At 39.3% G+C, this 22,463-nt stretch carries 17 protein-coding genes; 1 reads left to right on the top strand and 16 read right to left on the bottom strand.

The window, feature by feature from the left end; all coding sequences use genetic code 11:
- Window positions 1-118 precede the first annotated feature (118 nt).
- The 9 genes from ACNQFZ_RS17400 to bcd all read right to left on the bottom strand — a co-directional run bounded on the left by ACNQFZ_RS17400 (window position 119) and on the right by bcd (window position 12,859).
- Complete coding sequence (locus tag ACNQFZ_RS17400; RefSeq protein ID WP_458412567.1) at window positions 119-556, bottom strand: BrxA/BrxB family bacilliredoxin; 438 nt, start codon at window positions 554-556, stop codon at window positions 119-121.
- A 527-nt stretch (window positions 557-1,083) separates the two neighbouring features.
- Window positions 1,084-2,217 carry a methylmalonyl Co-A mutase-associated GTPase MeaB gene (meaB, locus tag ACNQFZ_RS17395; RefSeq protein ID WP_458412566.1) on the bottom strand — a complete coding sequence of 378 codons (1,134 nt, stop codon included), beginning with the start codon at window positions 2,215-2,217 and terminating at the stop codon, window positions 1,084-1,086.
- Window positions 2,218-2,220: 3 nt separating this feature from the next.
- Window positions 2,221-4,416, bottom strand: coding sequence for a methylmalonyl-CoA mutase (gene scpA, locus ACNQFZ_RS17390; protein WP_458412565.1), 2,196 nt, complete (start codon window positions 4,414-4,416; stop codon window positions 2,221-2,223).
- A 1-nt stretch (window position 4,417) separates the two neighbouring features.
- Window positions 4,418-6,559 carry a methylmalonyl-CoA mutase family protein gene (locus ACNQFZ_RS17385; protein WP_458412564.1) on the bottom strand — a complete coding sequence of 714 codons (2,142 nt, stop codon included), beginning with the start codon at window positions 6,557-6,559 and terminating at the stop codon, window positions 4,418-4,420.
- A 277-nt stretch (window positions 6,560-6,836) separates the two neighbouring features.
- A complete protein-coding gene (locus ACNQFZ_RS17380) occupies window positions 6,837-8,159 on the bottom strand; it encodes a dihydrolipoamide acetyltransferase family protein (RefSeq protein WP_458412563.1) in 1,323 nt (440 codons plus the stop codon).
- Between the two features lie 24 nt (window positions 8,160-8,183).
- Window positions 8,184-9,167, bottom strand: a complete 984-nt coding sequence (locus ACNQFZ_RS17375) for an alpha-ketoacid dehydrogenase subunit beta (protein ID WP_458412562.1) — start codon at window positions 9,165-9,167, stop codon at window positions 8,184-8,186.
- Window positions 9,168-9,181: 14 nt separating this feature from the next.
- Window positions 9,182-10,174 (bottom strand): thiamine pyrophosphate-dependent dehydrogenase E1 component subunit alpha, encoded by a 993-nt coding sequence (locus tag ACNQFZ_RS17370; protein WP_458412561.1) that lies wholly within the window; start codon window positions 10,172-10,174, stop codon window positions 9,182-9,184.
- A 29-nt stretch (window positions 10,175-10,203) separates the two neighbouring features.
- Window positions 10,204-11,625: a dihydrolipoyl dehydrogenase gene (lpdA, locus tag ACNQFZ_RS17365; protein WP_458412560.1), complete on the bottom strand. Its 1,422-nt coding sequence runs from the start codon at window positions 11,623-11,625 to the stop codon at window positions 10,204-10,206.
- Window positions 11,626-11,758: 133 nt separating this feature from the next.
- Complete coding sequence (gene bcd / locus ACNQFZ_RS17360; RefSeq protein ID WP_458412559.1) at window positions 11,759-12,859, bottom strand: branched-chain amino acid dehydrogenase; 1,101 nt, start codon at window positions 12,857-12,859, stop codon at window positions 11,759-11,761.
- A gap of 279 nt (window positions 12,860-13,138) precedes the next feature.
- Between bcd and ACNQFZ_RS17355 the strand changes: the two genes are divergently transcribed.
- Entirely contained in the window at window positions 13,139-13,381 is a 243-nt protein-coding gene (locus ACNQFZ_RS17355) for a DUF2627 domain-containing protein (protein WP_458412558.1), read from the top strand.
- A gap of 41 nt (window positions 13,382-13,422) precedes the next feature.
- Here the strand turns inward: ACNQFZ_RS17355 and ACNQFZ_RS17350 are convergent, their stop codons facing one another.
- From ACNQFZ_RS17350 to dxs, 7 genes are all read right to left on the bottom strand, one after another.
- Window positions 13,423-14,802: an aspartate kinase gene (locus tag ACNQFZ_RS17350; protein ID WP_458412557.1), complete on the bottom strand. Its 1,380-nt coding sequence runs from the start codon at window positions 14,800-14,802 to the stop codon at window positions 13,423-13,425.
- A 147-nt stretch (window positions 14,803-14,949) separates the two neighbouring features.
- A complete protein-coding gene (gene spo0A / locus ACNQFZ_RS17345) occupies window positions 14,950-15,777 on the bottom strand; it encodes a sporulation transcription factor Spo0A (protein ID WP_458415435.1) in 828 nt (275 codons plus the stop codon).
- Between the two features lie 173 nt (window positions 15,778-15,950).
- Window positions 15,951-17,246, bottom strand: coding sequence for a SpoIVB peptidase (spoIVB, locus tag ACNQFZ_RS17340; protein WP_458412556.1), 1,296 nt, complete (start codon window positions 17,244-17,246; stop codon window positions 15,951-15,953).
- A gap of 139 nt (window positions 17,247-17,385) precedes the next feature.
- On the bottom strand, window positions 17,386-19,110 hold the full coding sequence (gene recN, locus ACNQFZ_RS17335) for a DNA repair protein RecN (RefSeq protein ID WP_458412555.1): 1,725 nt from the start codon (window positions 19,108-19,110) through the stop codon (window positions 17,386-17,388).
- A gap of 29 nt (window positions 19,111-19,139) precedes the next feature.
- Window positions 19,140-19,589, bottom strand: coding sequence for a transcriptional regulator AhrC/ArgR (gene ahrC / locus ACNQFZ_RS17330; RefSeq protein WP_458412554.1), 450 nt, complete (start codon window positions 19,587-19,589; stop codon window positions 19,140-19,142).
- Window positions 19,590-19,722: 133 nt separating this feature from the next.
- The gene (locus ACNQFZ_RS17325) at window positions 19,723-20,544 is read right to left on the bottom strand and encodes a TlyA family RNA methyltransferase (protein ID WP_458412553.1); all 822 of its coding nucleotides are present in this window, start codon (window positions 20,542-20,544) and stop codon (window positions 19,723-19,725) included.
- A 4-nt stretch (window positions 20,545-20,548) separates the two neighbouring features.
- Window positions 20,549-22,453 (bottom strand): 1-deoxy-D-xylulose-5-phosphate synthase, encoded by a 1,905-nt coding sequence (dxs, locus tag ACNQFZ_RS17320; protein ID WP_458412552.1) that lies wholly within the window; start codon window positions 22,451-22,453, stop codon window positions 20,549-20,551.
- Window positions 22,454-22,463 lie beyond the last annotated feature (10 nt).

Here is a 22,463-nt window from a genome sequence, read left to right as displayed (position 1 = left end):
TAAGTTGAATTTTATCATGTTTCGGCAAGTAATCAATAGGTTTGAAAATAGATTAAATATAAAAATATTTCAGATTAATTATAAAAAGGAGACCAATTAGGCCCCCCTTTTTATATGATTAGATCTCTTCACAATGCTTTTCGAAAATTCCTTGTAGCTTTTGTACAACCTCAAATGGTTCTGAACCTTCAATATCGTGGCGTTCAAGCATTGCCACACATTTTCCATCCTTCATTAAAGCGAATGAAGGGGAGGAAGGTGGATATCCTTCAAAATACTCACGTGCTTTTTCGGTTGCCTCACGGTCTTGACCAGCAAAAACTGTAACCATCTGGTCAGGCACCTTATCATAATGGATTGCATGAGCAGCAGCTGGACGTGCTAAGCCACCTGCACATCCACAAACAGAATTGATTAAAACCAATGTGGTTCCAGACTTTTTGAACGCATCTTCTACTTCTTCAGGAGTCTTTGCTTCCTGAAAGCCAGCAGCTACTGCTTCCTTTCTGGCATTATCAACAATATCGTTCATAAACATATTATAATCCATACTCATCTATTTCACTCCTACCTTTATCCAATAATATAGAATAATAGTAACAATTTAAGGTAACAGAAGCAAATGTAATACACTAAAAACAGTAAGAATTTTAGTTTTTCTAGAATTTATGTTTAATTTTTTAAAGTCTGGGAACTATAATAATAAATCTAGGCCCCATACCCCTAGACTCCCTAGATTTTGAAGGTGAGTTACCCCCATCACTCACCTTCTATTCAATTCAAAGTAAACTTGCTGTCTAAATATTCTCCAAGTTGATTATTGCTCCTTAAAGTGATTGGACAATCCATTAGTATTGTATATCGCAAGCATCTAAGCGGACACGAATAAACATCTGGGTATTTCAGGGAAGTAAGACTATATTCGTGTTTATCCGCTTAGAGGCTTAAAATCCTATCTAAGCATTGGTTACTATCGTTGTCCAATCAAACCCAGTCACAATAATCAGCTTGGAGAATATGATAGTAAAATTAAAGAGCAGGCGAGTGCTTGGTAGCATACAACCTGCTCTTTCACTTTAAAGTCTATTCCGTTTCTTTCTCGTATTGCTCAAATAAAAATTTAACAGCTTGGGTTACCGGTTGTTGACCTGTAACAACTTCTTTTTCAATATTCGGCAACACTTTTTTCACTTCAGGATGGTTAAAGAATTTCTGTTCTAGCTGATCTTTGATCATCGCGTAAATCCAATCCCTTACTTGGGACTGGCGCCTTTTTTCAATAACACCCGATGCCTTGATATTTGCTTCGAACTTTTTCATTTCCTCCCAAACCACATCGATACCCTTGCCGTAATAACCTGAACAAGTATAGGCTTTCGTTTCCCAGCCTTCTGTTGCTGGGCGCAAATAGTGCAAAATTTGATTGTACTCTTTTTGGGCAATCAATGCTCTTTGCTCATTATCACCATCCGCTTTATTGACAATGATAATATCAGCAAGCTCCATTACGCCCTTTTTCATTCCCTGCAACTCATCACCAGCACCGGTAAGAACGATTAATGCAAACATATCGACCATGGAACGGACAACGACTTCACTTTGACCGACACCAATTGTTTCAATCAGGATAACGTCATAACCTGCTGCTTCACATAAAAGCATCGTTTCCCTTGTTTTTCTGTTTACACCGCCAAGTGTGCCTCCGGATGGTGATGGACGAATAAAAGCATTTTTTTCGCGGGATAGCTTCTCCATTCGTGTTTTATCACCAAGAACACTTCCACCGGTCACACTGCTTGAAGGGTCGACAGCTAAAACAGCTACACGCAAGCCTAGGTCACAAAGATAGCAGCCCAGTGCTTCTATCAATGTACTTTTACCTGCACCTGGAACACCTGTTATGCCAATTCGCAGTGCCTTGCCTGTATATGGAAGAACGCGGTTAAGAATTTGCTGTGCCTTTTCAATATGCTTATAGGCATTGCTTTCTACCAGCGTAATCGCCCGAGCAAGAATGGGACGGTCATTATTTAAAATACCATTTACAACTTCATCAAGTGACAGACCTCTTTTAACTGGTGTTAATGGTGCCTCAGGTTTCCTTTCACCGTTGTCAAAGCCGTCATGACTGCCTTCAACGCCCTTCATTACTTTCGTAGTAAAGCCTTTTGACGCATTTTCAGGCACCCATTCTGGTCTGCTTTCTTTATCCGTCATAAATTAGAACACATCCTCAGTCTCATTGATACGGCGGTTTATTTCTTCCATTACCTTTTGTGCAGATACAGGAATTACAGTACCCGGACCAAATATAGCTGTAGCCCCATTCTCTTTCAAATAATCATAATCTTGGGCAGGAATAACACCGCCGCAAACGACAATAATATCCTCACGACCTAATTTTTTCAATTCAGCGATTAGCTGCGGTAACAATGTCTTATGACCAGCTGCAAGTGAACTCATACCGATGACGTGGACATCATTTTCAACTGCTTGTTGTGCCGTTTCTTCCGGTGTTTGGAAAAGCGGACCGACATCTACATCAAAGCCTAAATCGGCGAAGGCAGTAGCAACAACTTTCGCTCCGCGGTCATGGCCATCTTGTCCCATTTTTGCAACCATAATACGTGGACGGCGGCCTTCTCTTTCTGCGAATTCATCTGTCATTTGTTTTACTTTATTAATAGCATCTTCATCACTGTACTCAGTAGAATAAACACCACTGATTGAACGAATGACAGCTTTATGACGGCCAGATACTTTTTCGATTGCATCAGAGATTTCTCCTAATGAAGCACGAGCACGAGCAGCATCTACAGATAAAGCAAGTAAGTTGCCTTCGCCAGTTTCTGCTGCTTTTGTGATGGCAAGAAGCGCCTCTTGTACTTTTCTTTCATCACGATTTTCACGAAGCTGCTTCAATCTTTCAAGCTGCTGTTCACGAACAGCTGTGTTATCAACTTCCAAAATATCAATTGGCTCTTCTTTATCAAGGCGGTATTTATTGACACCAATAATAGATTCAACACCGGAATCAATGCGAGCTTGACGGCGTGCTGCTGCTTCTTCAATTCTCATTTTTGGTAGTCCTGTTTCAATTGCTTTTGCCATTCCGCCAAGTTTTTCAACTTCCTCAATATGAGCCCAAGCACGTTCAACTAATTTACCAGTTAAATACTCAACGTAGTAAGAGCCTGCCCATGGGTCAATAACATTACAAATGCCTGTTTCATCCTGCAAGTAAAGCTGCGTGTTACGAGCAATCCGTGCAGAGAAATCAGTTGGCAATGCAATTGCTTCATCTAGAGCATTCGTATGCAAGGATTGTGTATGACCTAGTGCTGCAGCCATTGCTTCAATACATGTGCGCGTAACATTATTAAATGGGTCTTGCTCTGTTAAACTCCAGCCAGATGTTTGCGAATGGGTACGAAGGGCCAAAGCTTTTGAATTTTTCGGATTAAACTGTTTCATTAATTTTGCCCAAATTAAACGGCCAGCACGCATTTTAGCAACTTCCATAAAGTAGTTCATACCAATTGCCCAGAAGAATGATAAACGCGGTGCAAATTTATCAATATCAATTCCTGCTTTTAATCCTGTACGTACATATTCAAGCCCATCAGCTATTGTGTAGGCAAGTTCGATGTCAGCAGGTGCTCCAGCTTCTTGCATATGGTAGCCAGATATACTGATCGAATTAAACTTAGGCATATACTGGGATGTATATTCAAAAATATCAGCAATAATCTTCATAGACATTTCGGGTGGGTAAATATAAGTATTCCGCACCATATATTCTTTTAAGATATCATTTTGAATCGTTCCCGATAGTAGTTCTGGTTTAACCCCTTGTTCTTCAGCCGTAACGATATAAAAAGCCATGATAGGTAATACGGCACCATTCATCGTCATTGAAACTGACATTTGATCAAGCGGAATCCCATCAAATAAGATTTTCATATCTAAAATTGAGTCGATGGCAACGCCCGCTTTTCCAACATCCCCAACTACGCGTGGATGGTCAGAATCATAGCCGCGGTGTGTTGCTAAGTCAAAAGCAACAGAAAGTCCTTTTTGTCCTGCAGCTAAGTTGCGGCGGTAAAAGGCATTACTTTCTTCTGCAGTTGAAAATCCGGCATATTGGCGCACTGTCCAAGGACGAGCAACATACATTGTTGGATATGGTCCTCTTAAATATGGAGCTATACCAGGCATGTAATTCATATATTCATTGTCTTTAATGTCTTCCTTAGAATACATCGGTTTAACTTTAATCTGTTCATTTGTATTAAAAAGCAAATCCTCAAAAGATTTGTCGATTGATTCCTCAACCTGTTTTTTCCATGTTTCTAAATCGCTTTTAGATGGCTCTGATTGATAGGGAATTTGTGTAAAATCCAATCTTTTGCTCATTTTAGTTTACCCCCTTACGCTCTTGAAGTCTGGCAAGAGTTTGATAGCAATTTGACTTAACATGGATAAATTCATCAACGCCTGCCTCTACATATTGGCTTTCAAGCTCAGGCGAAGGTTTTCCAGCAACTAAAATATAAGTTTCTTTGTTTTTATTTTTAAGCTCTTTAGCGATTGATGGAACAAACTCAGAATATTGCTCATCCGTGCCACAAATAATGACAATATCTATGCCTGAAGCGATAACAGCTTCAACAGCCTCTTTAGCAGTTTGATATCCATCATTTCTTACCGCCTCAAAACCTCCCGCTGCCAAGAATCCTGCTGAGAAGTCTGCACGGGCTTTATGTTTTGGAATAGGACCAAGATTGGCAAAAAATACTTTTGGATAGGCACCTGTTTTTTGCTTATAGCTATCTGCAGCTTTTCGCAAGTTTTCAAATCCTTCCGCAGCACGAATCGCTTGGAGCTGATCGAGCTTCGCACCTTTACAGTTTTCAGCTAACAAGCTTACCATTTCGCCTACTGTAGCACCAGCTGTTGCTGACTGAATCAATGCTGGTAATAGCTCAGCTTCATTTGCAATAGCAGTTTTTACTTCTTCCAATGCAGCCTTCGCATTTTCGCGGTTACCTGATTTAATGGATTTTGCCACTACAATTGCTGACGCCTTGACATCTTCTGTTTCTTCCCTCGCCTGTAATGGCTTTTCAGCTAAATTGGGATACATATTCGTTCCAACGATGCGATCTTTGCGACTTTCAATATTCGTTTTCTTTTTATTAGCTGTTTCTCTGACTTTTTGTTGAACAAGTCCTACTTTTAATGCCTCATACATGCCGCCATTCTTTTCAACCTCTTGGAAAAGTTCCCAAGCTTTAGAAGCAACAGCATCTGTAAGTGACTCTACATACCATGAGCCACCGGCCGGATCTACAATTTGATTTAAATTTGATTCTTCTTGCAAAATAATATGTGTATTGCGTGCAATACGGCGTGAGAATGTATCAGCCGTCTGGATTGCTTCATCAAATGGTGAAACATGCATGCTATTTGCGCCACCAACAGCCCCTGCAAATGCTTCTGTTGTCGTGCGCAGCATATTCACATACGGATCATTCACTGTTTTTGTAAAGCTTGATGTGCGAGCATGAATATACATCTTTTGAGCTTCTTTACTGCCGCCGAAGCTTGCTACTATTTTTGACCATAGGAGTCTCGCCGCACGAAGCTTGGCAATTTCCATAAATACATTGGAACCAACAGCAAATGAAAAATACATATGCTTTGCTATTGTTTCAATATCAAGACCACGCTCAAGCATTTCATTGATATACTCAACACCAGTAGCAATAGCAAACGCTAATTCTTCTGTAGCACTTGCTCCGGCATTATGATAAATTTCACCTTGGACATAAATTGTTTTCACATTTGGGGTATTTTCACTGGCCCATTTTGTTAGTTGTGCCATCAAATTATATAACCGTTTAATTCCAAGTTTTGAATTTCCAAAAGAGGCAATGGAGCCAACAGGGTCTAATCCAATAAATGCCTCTAATTCTTTAATGTCTTGATTTTGCTTATTAAAGGTAGCAATCAAGCTCGCATATAAAGGCAGTGTACTAATCCCTGACTGCATAAATAGACGATTTACTTTTAAATCAATGTTTGCTAATGCAGCTTCCAAATCGCTTTGTGATGCTACAGGTACACCCTGTGACCCAACGAACTCTTCGTCGGCTTCATCAGCGTCATATCCTCTTTTTGTTGCTTCGTCAACAACTAAATTCACCATTGTTTGGCCACGACCGATTGCTTCCAGCACAGCTTCATTAAAGGCTAAAGGACTTTTGCCTGTTATTTCTTGGGCAATATCCCATGCTTTCGCTGGACTCTTAAGGTAGTCTGCTCCTCTTACATAAGAGCCTTCACCTGGCAAGTCATTCATGTGGTCAAGCCCTTCGACATCTTTTTTTACGTATAAAGGTTTCAGTTGAATCCCTTCGTACGTATTTGTTAGTAGGGATTCAAATGGCTTCCCTTTTAAAGATTGTTCCGCGGTTTCCTTCCACTCTTCTACATCAGGAAAAGGAAATTCACAAAACTGTTTTAAATCAAATTGCAGTTCTTTTTCTGTTTTCATAGCTTTTCATCCCCTTACGGAGATACCTCCACCCCTTTCCTATTCAAAGTACTGTCAGCTCTATTTTTTAATATTCTGTAAAGTCAAGAACTTAATTATATAGTACTTTAAATACGCGAATGTAGCAATAATTCAGGGCAGCTAAAGTCAAGATTCAGCAATAATTTGTAGAAAAATGTCATAGGACAGCATGATTTTTTCAAAAAAACAATGGGGACGGTTCTAGCGTTTCCCTAATATTTTCCACACAAAAAAGGAGGAAGTTTTTCACCTCCTCCTAATAGACAGATGTATTTTCTTTTGAGATGTTTTCTAGGATTTCCTTTACCCTTGCAAGGAAGCGACCACTGACAAGTCCATCTAAGATGCGATGATCAATCGACATACAGATGTTTACTATATCTCTAGCAGCAAACATCCCACCATTCATAATCACCGGACGTTTAACGATGGATTCAACCTGCAAGATTGCTGCCTGCGGATAATTAATAATCCCCATTGATTGGACGGAGCCAAAGGATCCTGTATTATTAACTGTAAATGTTCCTCCCTGCATCTCGGCTAGCGTTAGCTTACCAGTGCGGGCCTTTTGTGCCAATTCGCTAATTTCACGGGCAATTCCTTTGATTGTTTTTTCATCGGCGTTTTTAATAACTGGTACAAATAATGAATCTTCCGTTGCAACGGCAATTGAAATATTAATTTCTTTCTTTTGGATAATTTTATCTCCTGCCCATTGTGAATTTATGATTGGATATTCTTTAAGAGCAGTAGCCACAGCTTTTACAAAGAATGCAAAATATGTTAATGAAAAGCCTTCTTTTCTCTTAAAATCGTCTTTGATTCCATCTCGATAAGCCACCAATTCCGTTACGTCGACTTCAACCATTGTCCACGCATGCGGGATTTCATGTTTCGAGCGAAGCATATTGGCCGCAATTACTTTTCTTACACCTGCAACGGGAATTTCAATATCTCCATGAGCTCCAATGGTTTGTATTTGAGCGGTATACTCTGCTTGCTTTTCATCTGCTGATACAAGTGTTTCGAGTGCTGATTTCGGTTGTTCAATAGCCACGTTCTGTAAACTTGGCTGCTCAATTTCTTTTTGTTCGACACCGCTTGGATAACCCGAATCAATTAGCTGTTGCAAATCCTTTCGTGTAATGCGGCCGCCTTTCCCTGTGCCATGAACTTTAGCAAGATCAATATGGTAATCTTGTGACATCTTTAAAACTGCAGGGGAATAACGATATTTGTTATGCTGATCCTCTTGGGCTTGGACGGATGGCGATAAAATATTTTTATCTTCCGTTTCGGAAGGACTACTCTCTATATTTTGACCGCTTTCTCCATTTACTTCCGTTTCAATATAACAAATCAGTTCACCCACTGCTAATGTCTCGCCTTGCTTCGCAACAAGTTCTTTAATAACACCTGCAAAGGAAGATGGGATTTCCGCTACTACTTTATCAGTTTGAACCTCTGCAAGTGGGTCGTATTTTTTGACAGTATCGCCTTCCTTTACAAACCAAGTACTAATCGTACCTTCGGTTACACTTTCACCCAATTGCGGCATCGTGATTTTTTCTAAAGACACGCCTTTACCTCCTTTGACTCGTTTTTAGTATTCCGCTAATTCCCGCATCGCTTTTTCAACTTTTTCCGGATCGACCATAAAGAACTTTTCCATTGTCGGTGCATATGGCATTGCAGGAATATCCGGGCCTGCTAGACGCATTATCGGTGCATCCAATTCGAATAAGCAATGTTCCGCGATAATGGCGGCCACTTCACTTAAAATACTACCTTCCTTATTGTCCTCAGTAACTAATAGGACTTTTCCTGTTTTCGAAGCAGCTTCTATAATCGCTTCTTTATCTAACGGATAAACCGTACGTAGGTCAAGAACATGTACTGATATACCATCTTTAGCAAGCTTTTCTGCAGCCTGAAGTGCAAAATGAACGCATAAACCATAGGTAATGACCGTTATATCTTCCCCTTCACGCTTGATATCTGCTTTCCCGATAGGAAGTACATAATCATCATCTGGAACTTCCCCTTTTATTAAACGGTAAGCTCGTTTATGCTCAAAAAAGATGACTGGATCATCATCACGGATGGCTGCTTTTAATAAGCCTTTCACATCATAGGGCGTCGATGGCATGACAATTTTGAGACCTGGCTGGTTTGCAAAAACCGCTTCAACCGATTGGGAATGGTAAAGAGCACCGTGAACACCCCCTCCGTATGGGGCACGAATGACCAACGGGCAACTCCAATCATTATTGGAGCGGTAGCGAACTCTTGCGGCCTCCGAAATGATTTGGTTGACTGCCGGCATAATAAAATCGGCAAATTGAATTTCAGCCACAGGACGGTGTCCATACATGGCCGCTCCAACTCCAACCCCGACAATTGCCGATTCAGCAAGAGGAGTATCAATGACCCGATTTTCACCAAATTCTTCGTAAAGGCCTGAAGTGGCTTTAAAAACGCCACCTTTTTTGCCAACATCCTCTCCTAACACAAACACCTTTTCATCACGCTTCATTTCCTCGTAAAGCGCACTGGTAACAGCTTCGATGTATGACTTTATTGCCATATGTTGATCCCCTCCTATTCACCATATACATATTTTAAAGCGTCCTCGGGTTCTGCATATGGTGCATTTTCAGCATAGTCAGTCGCTTCCTCTACAATGGTCTGAATTTTAGCGTAGATTTCTTTTTCTAATTCATCTGATAAGATACCGACATCTTTTAAATAAAGAGCAAAGGTAATAATTGAGTCTCTTTTCTTAGACTCCTCTACTTCTTCTCGCGAACGATATGTCCGATCATCATCATCGCTTGAGTGTGGTGTCAAACGATAAGATACGGTTTCTATTAAAGATGGCCCTTCCCCTCTACGAGCACGATCGGCAGCTCTTTTTACTGCTTCGTAGACTGCTAGAGGATCATTTCCGTCCACTGTTTCACCAGGCATCCCATAGCCAATCGCACGGTCTGAAACTTTTTCACACGAAAGTTGCTTTTCAATTGGAACAGAAATGGCATATTTATTATTTTCGCACATAAATATAACTGGTAGCTTATGAACGCCTGCGAAGTTAGCCCCCTCGTGAAAATCACCTTGGTTAGACGACCCTTCGCCAAAAGTTACGAAAGATACCAAATCCTTTCCTTCCAGTTTACCTGCCAATGCAATCCCGACCGCATGTGGTACCTGCGTTGTAACTGGAGAAGAACCGGTCACAATTCTATTTTTCTTCTGTCCGAAGTGACCTGGCATTTGCCGACCACCCGAATTGGGATCCTCTTTTTTTGCAAAGCCGGAAAGCATTATATCCTTTGCCGTCATGCCGAACGTTAGGACAACACCTAAATCACGGTAATATGGCAGCACATAGTCTTTATTATTATCTAAGCCAAAGGCAGCTCCAACTTGTGCAGCTTCCTGCCCCTGACAAGATATAACAAATGGTATTTTCCCTGCACGATTTAGGAGCCACATCCGTTCATCAATTTTCCGGGCTAACACCATCGTTTCAAACATTTTTAATACTGTTTCATCACTTAAACCGAGTGCTTGATGGCGATTTTCCACCATGTTTTATCCCCCTTTTAGAAGAATTTAGTCTATCCATGAATTGCTTTCCCATCAACAGCCAGTGCCGCTTCACCAATGGCTTCTGCTAAAGTTGGATGTGGGTGAATGGTATGTGCAATCTCCCAAGGTGTTGCATCCAAGACCTTCGCTAAGCCCGCTTCTGAAATCATATCGGTGACATGCGGTCCAATCATATGCACACCTAAAAGATCATCTGTATCGCGATCGGCAATTAGCTTTACAAAACCGTCTGATTCTCCAAAAACAAGGGCCTTGCCAATCGCTTTAAACATAAACTTACCAGTTTTCACGTTAAATCCCTTTGCTTTGGCTTCCTCTTCGGTTAAACCAACACTAGCTACCTCTGGATTGGAGTAGACGCATTTTGAAATTAAGGAATAGTCGATTGGATCAGGGTTTTCTCCAGCAATATGCTCTACTGCCACAATCCCTTCATGTGAAGCGACATGGGCAAGCTGCAGACCGCCAATAACATCACCAATTGCATAAATATGGGATTCCTTTGTTTGATAATATGGGTTTGTTTTAATAAACCCTTTTTCTACCTCAATTGCTGTATTTTGCAGGCCAATATCTTCTATATTTGCCATGCGGCCCACAGAAACTAACATTGTATCTGCCGAAAATGTCTTCTGTTCACCTTTCACATCTGCTGCAATCGTTACACCATTATCTTTCACAAGTGTTTCCGGTAAGACTTTGGCACTTGTTACGATTTTGACTTTCTTTCTTTTCATCAGCCTTTGCATTTCCTTAGAAATTTCCTGATCCTCAGTTGGCAGGATGCGATCGGCATATTCTAAAATAGTCACCTCAACGCCAAAGTCTGATAACATAGAGGCCCATTCAATCCCGATTACGCCGCCGCCCACAATGATGATGGAATTAGGCAGGCTCTCCATCGCCAGGGCCTCATCAGATGTCATGACGAGTTTCCCATCTACATCCATTCCTGGAAGTGTTCTTGGTCTAGAACCTGTAGCAATCATGACGTTTTTTGGAATAAGCATTTCGTTTTCTGCGCCACTATTCATTTCAACAGATATTGTCCCAGACGTAGGCGAAAATATCGAAGGACCAAGAATACGGCCAATGCCGCTATAAACATCAATCTTTCCTTTTTTCATTAAAAACTCTATACCACTTTGTAGTTGATTAATGATTTTTTGCTTTCGCTCCTGTACTATACTAAAATCAAGCGTGACGTCAGCTGTTATTACACCAAACTCGTCACCGCGTTTCGCTGTTTGATATACTTCCGCGCTTCTTAACAAAGCTTTACTAGGGATACATCCTTGGTGAAGACAAGTTCCGCCAAGTTTTCCTTTTTCAACAATTGCTGTCTTTAATCCTAGTTGGGCAGCCCTGATTGCTGCAACATAACCGCCTGTACCTCCACCAAGGATAACGAGATCGTATTCAGTTGCCATTCAATTTCCCCCTATTTTACAAGATCCCTGGCTTATATTTAGCCATGACTAGTAATACTATTATATACTATATACCTTCTGTTCATCTTTTTTAAAGGCACGAAACACTAGTTCATTTTCATTAATTTCATTTTCAGCTGTTTTTTCGGCTTAAACTATGTTTTCCATTTTGTAAAAATTGACGACAAGATTTTCGGATTCTTTCTATTCGTTCTTCCGCAAGCCGGTCTGCAGCCTTATATGTTGGAATGCCTTCACGCTTAGAAATTTCGATAACTTTAGCAATATTATCATAAATCATTTCTACTTTTTTCATGGCCCGCTCTCTGTTATAGCCATTTAGTTCATCAGCCACATTAATAACACCGCCAGCATTAATCACATAATCTGGCGCATATAAAATTCCTAATTCATGTAAGCGGTCCCCGTGGTGCTCTTCTTTTAATTGATTATTAGCAGACCCTGCTATTACCTTTGCCTTGAATTTCGGAATGGTCTGATCATTGATGGTTGCTCCGAGTGCACACGGAGCATAAATATCACAAGGAACATTATAAATATCATTTGGATCAATAGCCTTGGCTGCAAAATCCTGGACAGCCCGTTTAATAGCTTCCTTATTAATATCTGTTACAATTAGAATTGCACCCTCTTCATGCAAGTAGCGACATAAGGTATAGGCAACATTTCCAACCCCTTGCACCGCAATTGTTTTCCCTTCGAGCGAATCTGTTCCAAAAGCTTCTTTGGCTGCAGCTTTCATGCCGCGGTAAACCCCAAATGCCGTAACCGGTGAGGGATTGCCCGAGGAACCGAATTCTGGAGAAATACCGGTAACATAATCAGTTTCCTCATGAATGAGTTCCAAATCAGCAACCGTTGTTCCCACATCTTCCGCTGTAATATACCTTCCATTCAATCCTTGAATATATCGACCTAGTGCTCTAAACATTTCTTCATTCTTGTCTTTTCTAGGGTCGCCGATGATTACTGTTTTTCCTCCGCCAAAATTTAGACCTGCTGCTGCGTTTTTATAGGTCATTCCTCTACCCAAACGAAGAGCGTCTTCAATCGCTGCTTCCTCTGATTCATACGCCCACATCCGTGTTCCTCCAAGGGCCGGTCCAAGTGTAGTATCATGAATGCAAATAATCGCTTTTAACCCGGATTGTTGATTTTGGCAAAAAATTAATTGCTCATAATCATACTTCTCCATATATTTAAAGATATCCATTTATGCTTCCCCCTACAATGTTAAGCTAATGAACTAAAGCCCCGTTATCAACAACATTGAAAGCGCTTAATTTTACTAAAACTTCAAATACCTTACATTTTTATTTAATTCAGTGATATTCATTATTGCTCACTTAATTATAAAATAATTATAAAAAAATCCTTTATATACCCTATCATCTCTAACAATGACAAAAAAATCAATAATAACGTCTTAAATCTTTTATTTCTGCATGATATACTTGTTTTATTGATAAGTTCTACTTGAAAGGATTTTTCTATGAGACGTTTTATCGCTTTATTAATTGTTGCAATTCCCGGATTTTTGGCTGTCTTAGGAATTAAATTAATGCGTGATACACTATTTGCAATTCCGCAATTTAATATTCCTTTTTTATGGCTGCAATTTTTAATCGGATTCCTATTATTTTTATTTGGATTAATCTTTGTGGGAGGATTTATTTTTTACCGCGATAAAAAAAGAAAGAAACTCCAACCTAAATTTCAAAAGAAAAAAGCGTAATAAAAAGGTCGTTAGCATCCAAAAGCTAACGACCTTTTTCATTAGTTTAATTCCAATACAAGCGGTTTTGTGTTCACAAAAAACTCATTATACAAAGTACGGACTGCTTTAGGTGCATCAGACTCGGCAACTGCAAACATCATGCTTACCTCTGAAGAACCTTGATTAATCATTTCAATATTTACACCTGCAAGGGCAAATGCTGCTGTAGCTTTAGCTGAAATTCCAACAGAACTTGTCATCCCTTCCCCTACAACCATAATCATCGCTTGATTGTGGCGGATCGAGATTGTATCGACCTCTAACTCTGTTTTAATACGACCCAAAACACGCTGTTCTTTCTCATCACTTAATTGGTTTTCACGAAGAATAATGGATGTATCGTCAATTCCCGACGGCATATGCTCATAGGAAATCCCTTCATCCTCTAAAATCTGTAATAATTTGCGACCAAAGCCAATTTCTCTATTCATTAGATACTTACTTACATAAATGCTGCAAAAACCGGCATCGCTGGCAATCCCCGCAACAGGCTCCCCTGTATGGTCACGTTCAGCTACTATAAATGTGCCAGGTGCAGAAGGATTATTTGTATTTTTGATGCAAACTGGAATCTCTGCACGGAATGCAGGGATTAATGCTTCATCATGGAAAACGGAAAAACCGGCATATGACAATTCACGCATCTCTTTATATGTTAATTCTTTAATTTCTTTCGGATTTTCTACAATATTAGGGTTGGCAACGAAGACCGAATCAACATCGGTAAAGTTCTCATAAAGAGAAGCATTGACTCCTGCTGCTAATATTGATCCTGTAATATCAGAGCCACCTCTTGAAAATGTAACAAGATTTCCTTCAGGAGAAAACCCAAAGAAACCAGGAACAACAATGATTTCTTTTCTGTCTTTTAACTTTTTAAGGTTGTCATAGGTCTCAGGCAATGTTTGCGCATTACCAGGATTGTCTGTTACTACGATGCCAGCTTCTTTAGGATTAACATAAGAAGCTTCCATACCGATTGAATTTAGGTAAGCTGCAAACACCTTCGCACTATTATCTTCACCGCTGGCTTTTAAACAGTCCATATAGCGATCTGCGTTTGTTTTATCAGATTGAACCAGCTCCTCTAAGCTGGCAGAAATTTCAACTATAAGCTCATTAGATAACTGTAGATTGTCTGCAATTTCCTTATAGCGCTCTACAATCTTCGCTAATTGTTCCTCTGTATTTTCACCGCGCAAAGAGCTTTCACCTAACGCTATTAATAAATCTGTAGTCTTAATATCTTCTTTATATCTTTTTCCGGGAGCAGAGACAACAACTATTTTTCGTTCCGGATCTGCTTTTACAATATTGGCCACTTTTACTAATTGTTCAGCACTTGCCATGGAAGTTCCACCAAATTTTGCAACTTTCATTCTCTCCAACCACCTATTTGTAAAATTAACTAAACATTTTTATTTCTATAATTTTAGCGCTTATTAGCAAATACTTCAATGATAATATTTTCAAAAAAATTAGACTGTCTATGGGACAGTCTTTTGCCTATTTGAATCATATCCTGATTAGGATGCCATATGCTCCAAACGTAATTTATCAGCGACCATTGCAATGAATTCACTGTTCGTTGGCTTTGCTTTGGACATGCTGACTGTATAGCCGAAAAGGTTTGAAATGGAGTCAATATTGCCGCGGCTCCATGCCACTTCGATTGCATGACGAATTGCCCGTTCAACGCGGCTGGCAGTAGTATTATATTTTTTGGCAATATCCGGATACAAAACTTTCGTAATTGAACCTAATAGCTCAATATCGTTGTAAACCATTGAAATGGCCTCGCGCAAGTATAGGTAGCCCTTAATATGTGCCGGTACGCCAATTTCATGAATGATGCTTGTAATATTGGCATCAAGACTTTTTGTTTTAGGCTCAACAGCTGTTGTTCTTGTTACCGCCGGACGTTTCGTAATGGCTGTTGCACGACCCGATACTTGACGAATATGATTGAGCAAGTTTTCCATGTCAAATGGTTTTAAAATAAAGTAAGAAGCCCCAAGTTCAACGGCTTTTGTCGTAACATCCTCTTGGCCGAAAGCTGTTAGCATAATGACATTTGGAAATGAAGATTTATGTAGGTCGCGCATTCTTTCCAGCACCGCTAAACCGTCTAAATGCGGCATAATAATATCTAATACGAGAACATCTGGATCATGATTCTCTAAAAAGTGTAGGCATTCCTGGCCATTATATGCTACACCAATTACTTCTATATCGTCCTGATTGGATAAATAATCCTGTAAAAGCGACACAAGTTCGCGGTTATCGTCAACTAAACACACCTTTATTTTCTTTAACACAAGATTTCCTCCTCGAGATACATTTCTAAATTTTATTCTAACTGAAACTTTCGACAATGCAATGGGAAATCCTTTAAAAATTCAAAAAAATAATAATAATTCACCATTATCTTAACATTTCTTCAATTTACTCTATCATTCGACTATTTACGTCATTTGACAATCAACAACATCTATATTTGTCGAATGAAATAGAAAAAGCGAGCACTTTAGCTCGCTTTCCTCTTCTCTCCTTCTCCTTTGGCATAAATATTGATGCCTGCTTCGTTTAACATCCATTCTATATGAACGCCATAACCAGAGGTTGGGTCATTTACAAAGACATGTGTGACTGCACCAATTATTTTCCCATTTTGAATAATCGGGCTCCCGCTCATACCTTGTACAATTCCACCGGTTTTTTCTAAAAGTACAGGATCAACAATTTTAATGACTAGCCCTTTTGTAGCTGGAAATTTCTGTGGAACAGAACTAACAACTTCGACATCAAATTCTTGTACTTTGTCCCCGCCAACCACAGTTAAAATTTTTGCCGGACCTTCTTTCACTTCACTGGATAAAGCAATTGGCAGCGGCTTATCTATTACTTCGTTTTTAATTTCTTTTGATAACTCGCCGAAAATACCAAATGGGCTGTTCCTCTTAATATTTCCAATAATCTCCCTTTCATTAGAAAATCGTGCGAGTTTTTCACCTGGGCTGCCGTTAGCTCCTTTTTCTATCGACGTAACAGTTGAACGAACAATTTGGCCATCATGAACAACAATTGGCTTTTTTGTATCCATATCTGAGATAACATGTCCAAGGGCACCATATTTCTTAGATTCAGGGTGATAAAATGTCATCGTCCCAATTCCGGCTGCAGAGTCTCGGATAAAAAGACCCATCCGGTATTGTTTTTCACTTTTTGCTTTAATTGGTTTTAATTCTGTTTCAAACTGCTTATTATCACGCATGACCGTTAAATTTAATGATTCTCCATTTTCTCCTGCCTTTTCTACATGTTCGGCAACTTCACTCATCTCTTGTATTGGCTCATCATTGATTTTCATGATGATATCTCCTACTTTTATCCCCGCTGCTTCACCAGGAGATTTTGGACCTCGCTCCGTCTGAATGAGGTGATGACCTACAACCAAAACACCAAGGGTATTCAACTTGACACCAATCGATTGACCACCCGGTATAATTTTGAAATCAGGTAATACTTTTATATCAACATTTTTCACAGGTATATTTGCCATTTCTAACAACATGTTCTCTTCACCGCTTTCTTCCCCTTTTATCGAAAGCGTATCTCCACCGTTTTCAGCTATGGAAAAAATGGCATTCTCTTTAGTTTGTGAAAAGACTGGTAATGATGTTACTCCTGCTTCTTGTCCTTCAAAGAGAGTAATTTCGTTTGGAATCGAAACATACTCTTGAATTGGTTTTATGAAGCCAACACCAATTAAAAGAACAAGGAGAATTAATCCAACCACTTTTCTAATCCAATCTAACCTCAATCAATTCACTCTCCTCGCTCCTATCCCACACCATAATTCATGGTTTTAGTTGTTACAGTTATAATTTTGCCCTCCGGAAGTGCCATTTATAACTTGTTAAAAGGAAAAAAGCTATCCAATCAAGGATAGCTTTTCAATTTCATTTCATTCGATTTGCCAATTCTAATAATTCTTTTGCATGCTGTTTTGTTAACTCTGTGACTTCTACACCTGAAATCATGCGAGCCACTTCTTTTATCCTTGTTTCATCATCTAACTCTTTGATTGAAGTAAATGTTCTTTCACCTTTTGTTTCTTTTGAAATATAAAGGTGTGTATCCGCCATCGCAGCTACCTGTGGCAAGTGGGTAATACAAAGCACTTGAGAGCCGCTGGATATTTTATAAATTTTTTCTGCCATGGCTTGAGCAACGCGACCGCTGACACCTGTATCCACTTCATCAAAAATAATTGATGTAATCCCTTGGTTTTTCGAAAAAATACTTTTTAAAGCAAGCATTATTCTTGATAATTCACCACCGGAAGCGATTTTTGATAATGATTTCAGTGGTTCACCTGGATTTGTCGAAATTAAAAATTCAACCCTGTCCATCCCTGATTCTAAAAAGTCGATTGGATGCCCTTGGAATGTCACGGTTTGATCCGTCACTTTCCCAGTGGATAAAGTAAATTCAATATCAAACACCGTTTTAGCCATATGCAAATCCTTTAATTCTTTATGAATCTCATGCTTTAGTTTTTCAGCGATTTTCTTCCTGATATTTGACAAATTTTGCGCTTCAATTAATAAATCCTTTTGAACATCGTTTAGCTGTTTTCGCAACCGGTCTAAATGAACTTCCCGATTTTCAATCTGATCAATTTCATCTTCAATTTTTGCGGCATATTCTAAAATATCCTCAACGGTTTGACCATACTTTTTCTTTAGAAAACGGATTTCATTAAGCCGTGCTTCAATAAAATCAAGCCTTTCCGGATCAAATTCCATAAGGTCCCGCTCGTCACGAAGGAGAGAAGCCGCTTCCTCCAGCAAGTAAAAACTATTAGAAACACTTTCAAAAATCGTTTTTAGCCTTTCATTTAAAGTGCTTACATCCTCAAGCTCATTCATAGCAAGTCCTATCCAGTCCAAGCCTTGCTGTTCACCTGATAGGGCCTCATAACTTCTATTTACAGCTGTATGTATTTTTTCATAATTTGTAAGCTGCACTTTTTCCTCGACTAATTGTTCTTCTTCCCTTGGTGCTAAATTTGCATTTTTTATTTCGTTTAATTGAAATTGAATTAAGTCAAGACGGTGTGCCATTTTTTGTTCATTTTCATCTAAGCCCTTTAATTGTTTCTTAAGTTGTAAAAATTGCTTATATAAGCGCTGGTACTCTTCCATCGCTGGAATTGTTTTTTTCTCTTCAAATTGGTCAACAAGTGGCAAATGGCGATCCGCGTTCATTAAATCCTGATGTTCATGTTGTCCGTGAATATCAATTAATGTTCTACCAATTTCACGAATAATACTTAACGTAACAAGCTTGCCATTTATCCTGCAAATACTTTTCCCATTTGTTAAAATTTCCCTATGGAGAACGATCATCCCGTCAGCTATTTCGATTCCTAGTTCTCCTGCTTTCTCAATGCAGGGATGGTTATCATGATCCAGTAAAAATAAACCTTCAATCTCTGCTTTTTTACAGCCAAACCGTACAAATTCCGATGACCCTCTACCGCCGACAACAAGGCTGATTGCATCAATAATAATCGATTTTCCTGCACCTGTTTCTCCAGTTAAAACTGTTAATCCTTTTTGAAATGAAATAGATAATGATTCAATAATGGCAAAATTCTTTATTGATAGTTCTGCTAACATTTGTGGTCACACCCCTAATGTCCCCTTGTTTAGAGCATATCTAGAAAACGATTGGAAATTTCATCTGCGGCTTTTACCGATCTGCAAATAATTAAGATTGTATCATCCCCACCGATGGTGCCCAGTATTTCATCCCAATCTAAATGGTCGATTAATGCCGCAATTGCATTCGCATTCCCTGGTAACGTTTTCATAACAAGAAGGTTCTCAGCAGAATCAATTTTTACAAATGCATCAACTAATGCTCTTTTCAATTTTTGTAATGGATTAAAGCGCTGGTCAGCTGGCAAACTATACTTATAGCGCCCATCTACCATCGGCACCTTGACTAGATGGAGCTCCTTTATATCCCTTGAAATGGTAGCCTGTGTTACATTATACCCTTGGTTTTTTAAAATATCGACAAGTTCATCCTGGGTTTCTATATCATTATTTGTAATTAATTCTCTAATTTTAATGTGACGTTGGCCCTTATTCATCTAAAAAACCACCACCTTTTTTGCATACTTTTACATAATAATATGTTAAACGATTTTTAAATAATTGTACAACTAAAAAAGCGCAAGCACGTTTTAGCGAAATAAAAAAAGGATAACTACAATGGTTATCCTTTTAAGCTTCTTTAAGTGTTTCATGTGCTTCTTGGACAATTTGATCAACATCAACCCTGTTTGCTGGCGGATTCTCTCCATTCAACCAAGACAAATGTAGTAAAAACTCGATATTGCCTTCTCCCCCTGTGATTGGGGAGAAGGAAGCTGCATTAACGAAATAATCTAACTCATGTGCGAATCGGATCATATCACCTAGTACTTTACTGTGAATTTTCCGGTCTCGAACAATTCCCTTCTTACCCACTTCGTCTTTACCTGCCTCAAATTGTGGCTTCACTAAACAGACGACATCACTTCCAGGTACAAGAATATTTTTTAGAACAGGTAAGATCAACTTCAATGATATAAACGAAACATCAATCGTCGCAAATGTTGGTAAACCATGTATTAGATTCTCAGGCGTTACATAACGGAAATTAGTTCTTTCCATGACGACAACTCGTTCATCCTGGCGTAATTTCCACGCTAATTGGTTGTAGCCGACATCAAGGGCATAGACGAGCTTTGCCCCATTTTGCAAGGAACAATCGGTAAATCCGCCAGTGGATGCACCAATATCGAGAACGATTTTGTCATGCAAATCGAGATTAAATACTGTAATGGCTTTCTCTAACTTCAGTCCCCCTCTTGAAACATAAGGCATTACTTTTCCCTTCACTTCAAGTGGAGTATCGAATTCAATCTTTTCACCTGGTTTGTCAATCCGCTCCTCCAGGGTATATACCAGCCCTGCCATTATAGCCCTTTTGGCCTTTTCCCTCGTTTCAAATAGGCCTCTTTCCACTAATAAAATATCCACTCTTTCTTTTTTAACACCCATTCTTTCAAGCCCTTTGCTGTTTTCTTAATCTTTGTTTTTCTAGCAGCGTTTTCACTTTTTCAACTGCTTTTTCCGTTGTTAAGTCAATCTCTTCTAAAAGCTTTGATACACTTCCGTGTTCGATAAATTTATCAGGAATGCCCATTCTGTCAATTTTCGCATCATAATATTGGCGATCATGGGTAAACTCTAAAACAGCGCTGCCAAAACCGCCTTGAAGCACTGCTTCTTCAATAGTTAAAATTGGCATTCCAGTACGTAAAATTGCATCAAGCATGTTTTCATCTAGCGGTTTAATAAAACGAGCATTAACAACCTTAACATTGATGCCTGATTTCATTAGGATTTTTGCGGCATCAAGGGCCATTTCAATCGTTGTTCCAAAGGTGAGAATGGCTGCATCATTGCCTTCTTTTAATACCTCCCAGGTACCTATTGGAATTTCCTTGAATTGATCATCCATTGCCACGCCTAGCCCATTTCCACGGGGGAATCTCAATGCAATAGGTCCATCATCATATTGAAGAGCTGTATAAACCATATGTTGGCCTTCATTTTCATCTTTAGGCATCATAATGACGATATTCGGGATATGTCTTAAAAAAGCAATATCGTAAATACCTTGGTGCGTTTCACCGTCAGCTCCAACTAGCCCCGCCCTGTCAATTCCAAAAAATACATTTAGCTTCTGTCTACAAACATCGTGGACCACTTGATCGTAGCCACGTTGTAAAAATGTTGAATAGATCGCTAAAAATGGCTTAAACTTTTGCGTAGCCAATCCCGCTGCCATCGTTATGGCATGTTGTTCAGCAATACCGACATCAAAAAAGCGGTCAGGAAATTCTTTTGCAAAATCCATTAACTTAGAGCCCATCGGCATGGCTGGAGTAATCGCTACCACTCTTTTATCCGTTCTTGCTATTTTTTGGACAGCATCACTGATGACTTTGCTCCAAGCAGGAGCAGAGGAAACAGGCTGGATTCCTTCTCCTGATTCAATCTTATAAGGTCCAACACCATGCCATTTACCAGTTGTATCTAATTCTGCTGGTTTATATCCTTTTCCCTTTTTCGTTATAACATGGACTAAAACAGGTCCTTTTGTCTTTTTGGCATATTGGAGCGTTTCAATTAAATTAGTGAAATTATGACCATCAACCGGGCCAAGGTACGTAAAGCCGAGCTCTTCAAAAAACACACCGGATACGAGTAGGTATTTTAACGAATCCTTTATACGCTCAGCAGTTGCCGCTACCTTTCCGCCAATCGCCGGAATTTTTTTCAATAGATACTCTAATTCATCTTTAGCCCATTGATATTTTCCTGCTGTTCTAAGTCTACCTAAAATATTATGCACCGCCCCTACATTTGGAGCGATTGACATTTCATTATCATTTAAAATAACAATCATGTCTTTTTTCTCATGACCAATATGGTTTAAAGCCTCTAGAGCCATTCCGCCTGTTAAGGCACCATCGCCAATGATTGGGATAATTTTTTCGTCTGTTCCTTTTAAATCTCTGGCAATTGCCATCCCCATTGCACCGGATAATGAAGTTGAACTATGACCAGTTTCCCAAACATCATGCTCTGATTCACTCATTTTCGGAAAACCTGACATTCCTTTATATTTTCTAAGTGTATCAAAACCGCTAGCACGACCAGTTAATATTTTATGAACATAAGATTGGTGCCCAACGTCCCATAGAAATTTATCCTTAGGACTATCAAATACTTTATGAAGGGCCAGTGTAAGTTCTACAACACCAAGATTTGGACCTAGATGACCACCGCTCGTTGAAAGCTTCTCGACAAGAAATTTTCTAATTTCTTGCGCCAGCTTTACTAATTCATCATCTGTAAGGCTTTTGATCATTTTTGGGTCTGTTAATGTTTCTAGGTTCATGATAGCAACT

This window comes from Schinkia acidoalkalinis (assembly GCF_054301215.1).
Note: the sequence above shows the minus strand (reverse complement) of the source record. Positions and strands in the feature narration are given on the sequence as shown.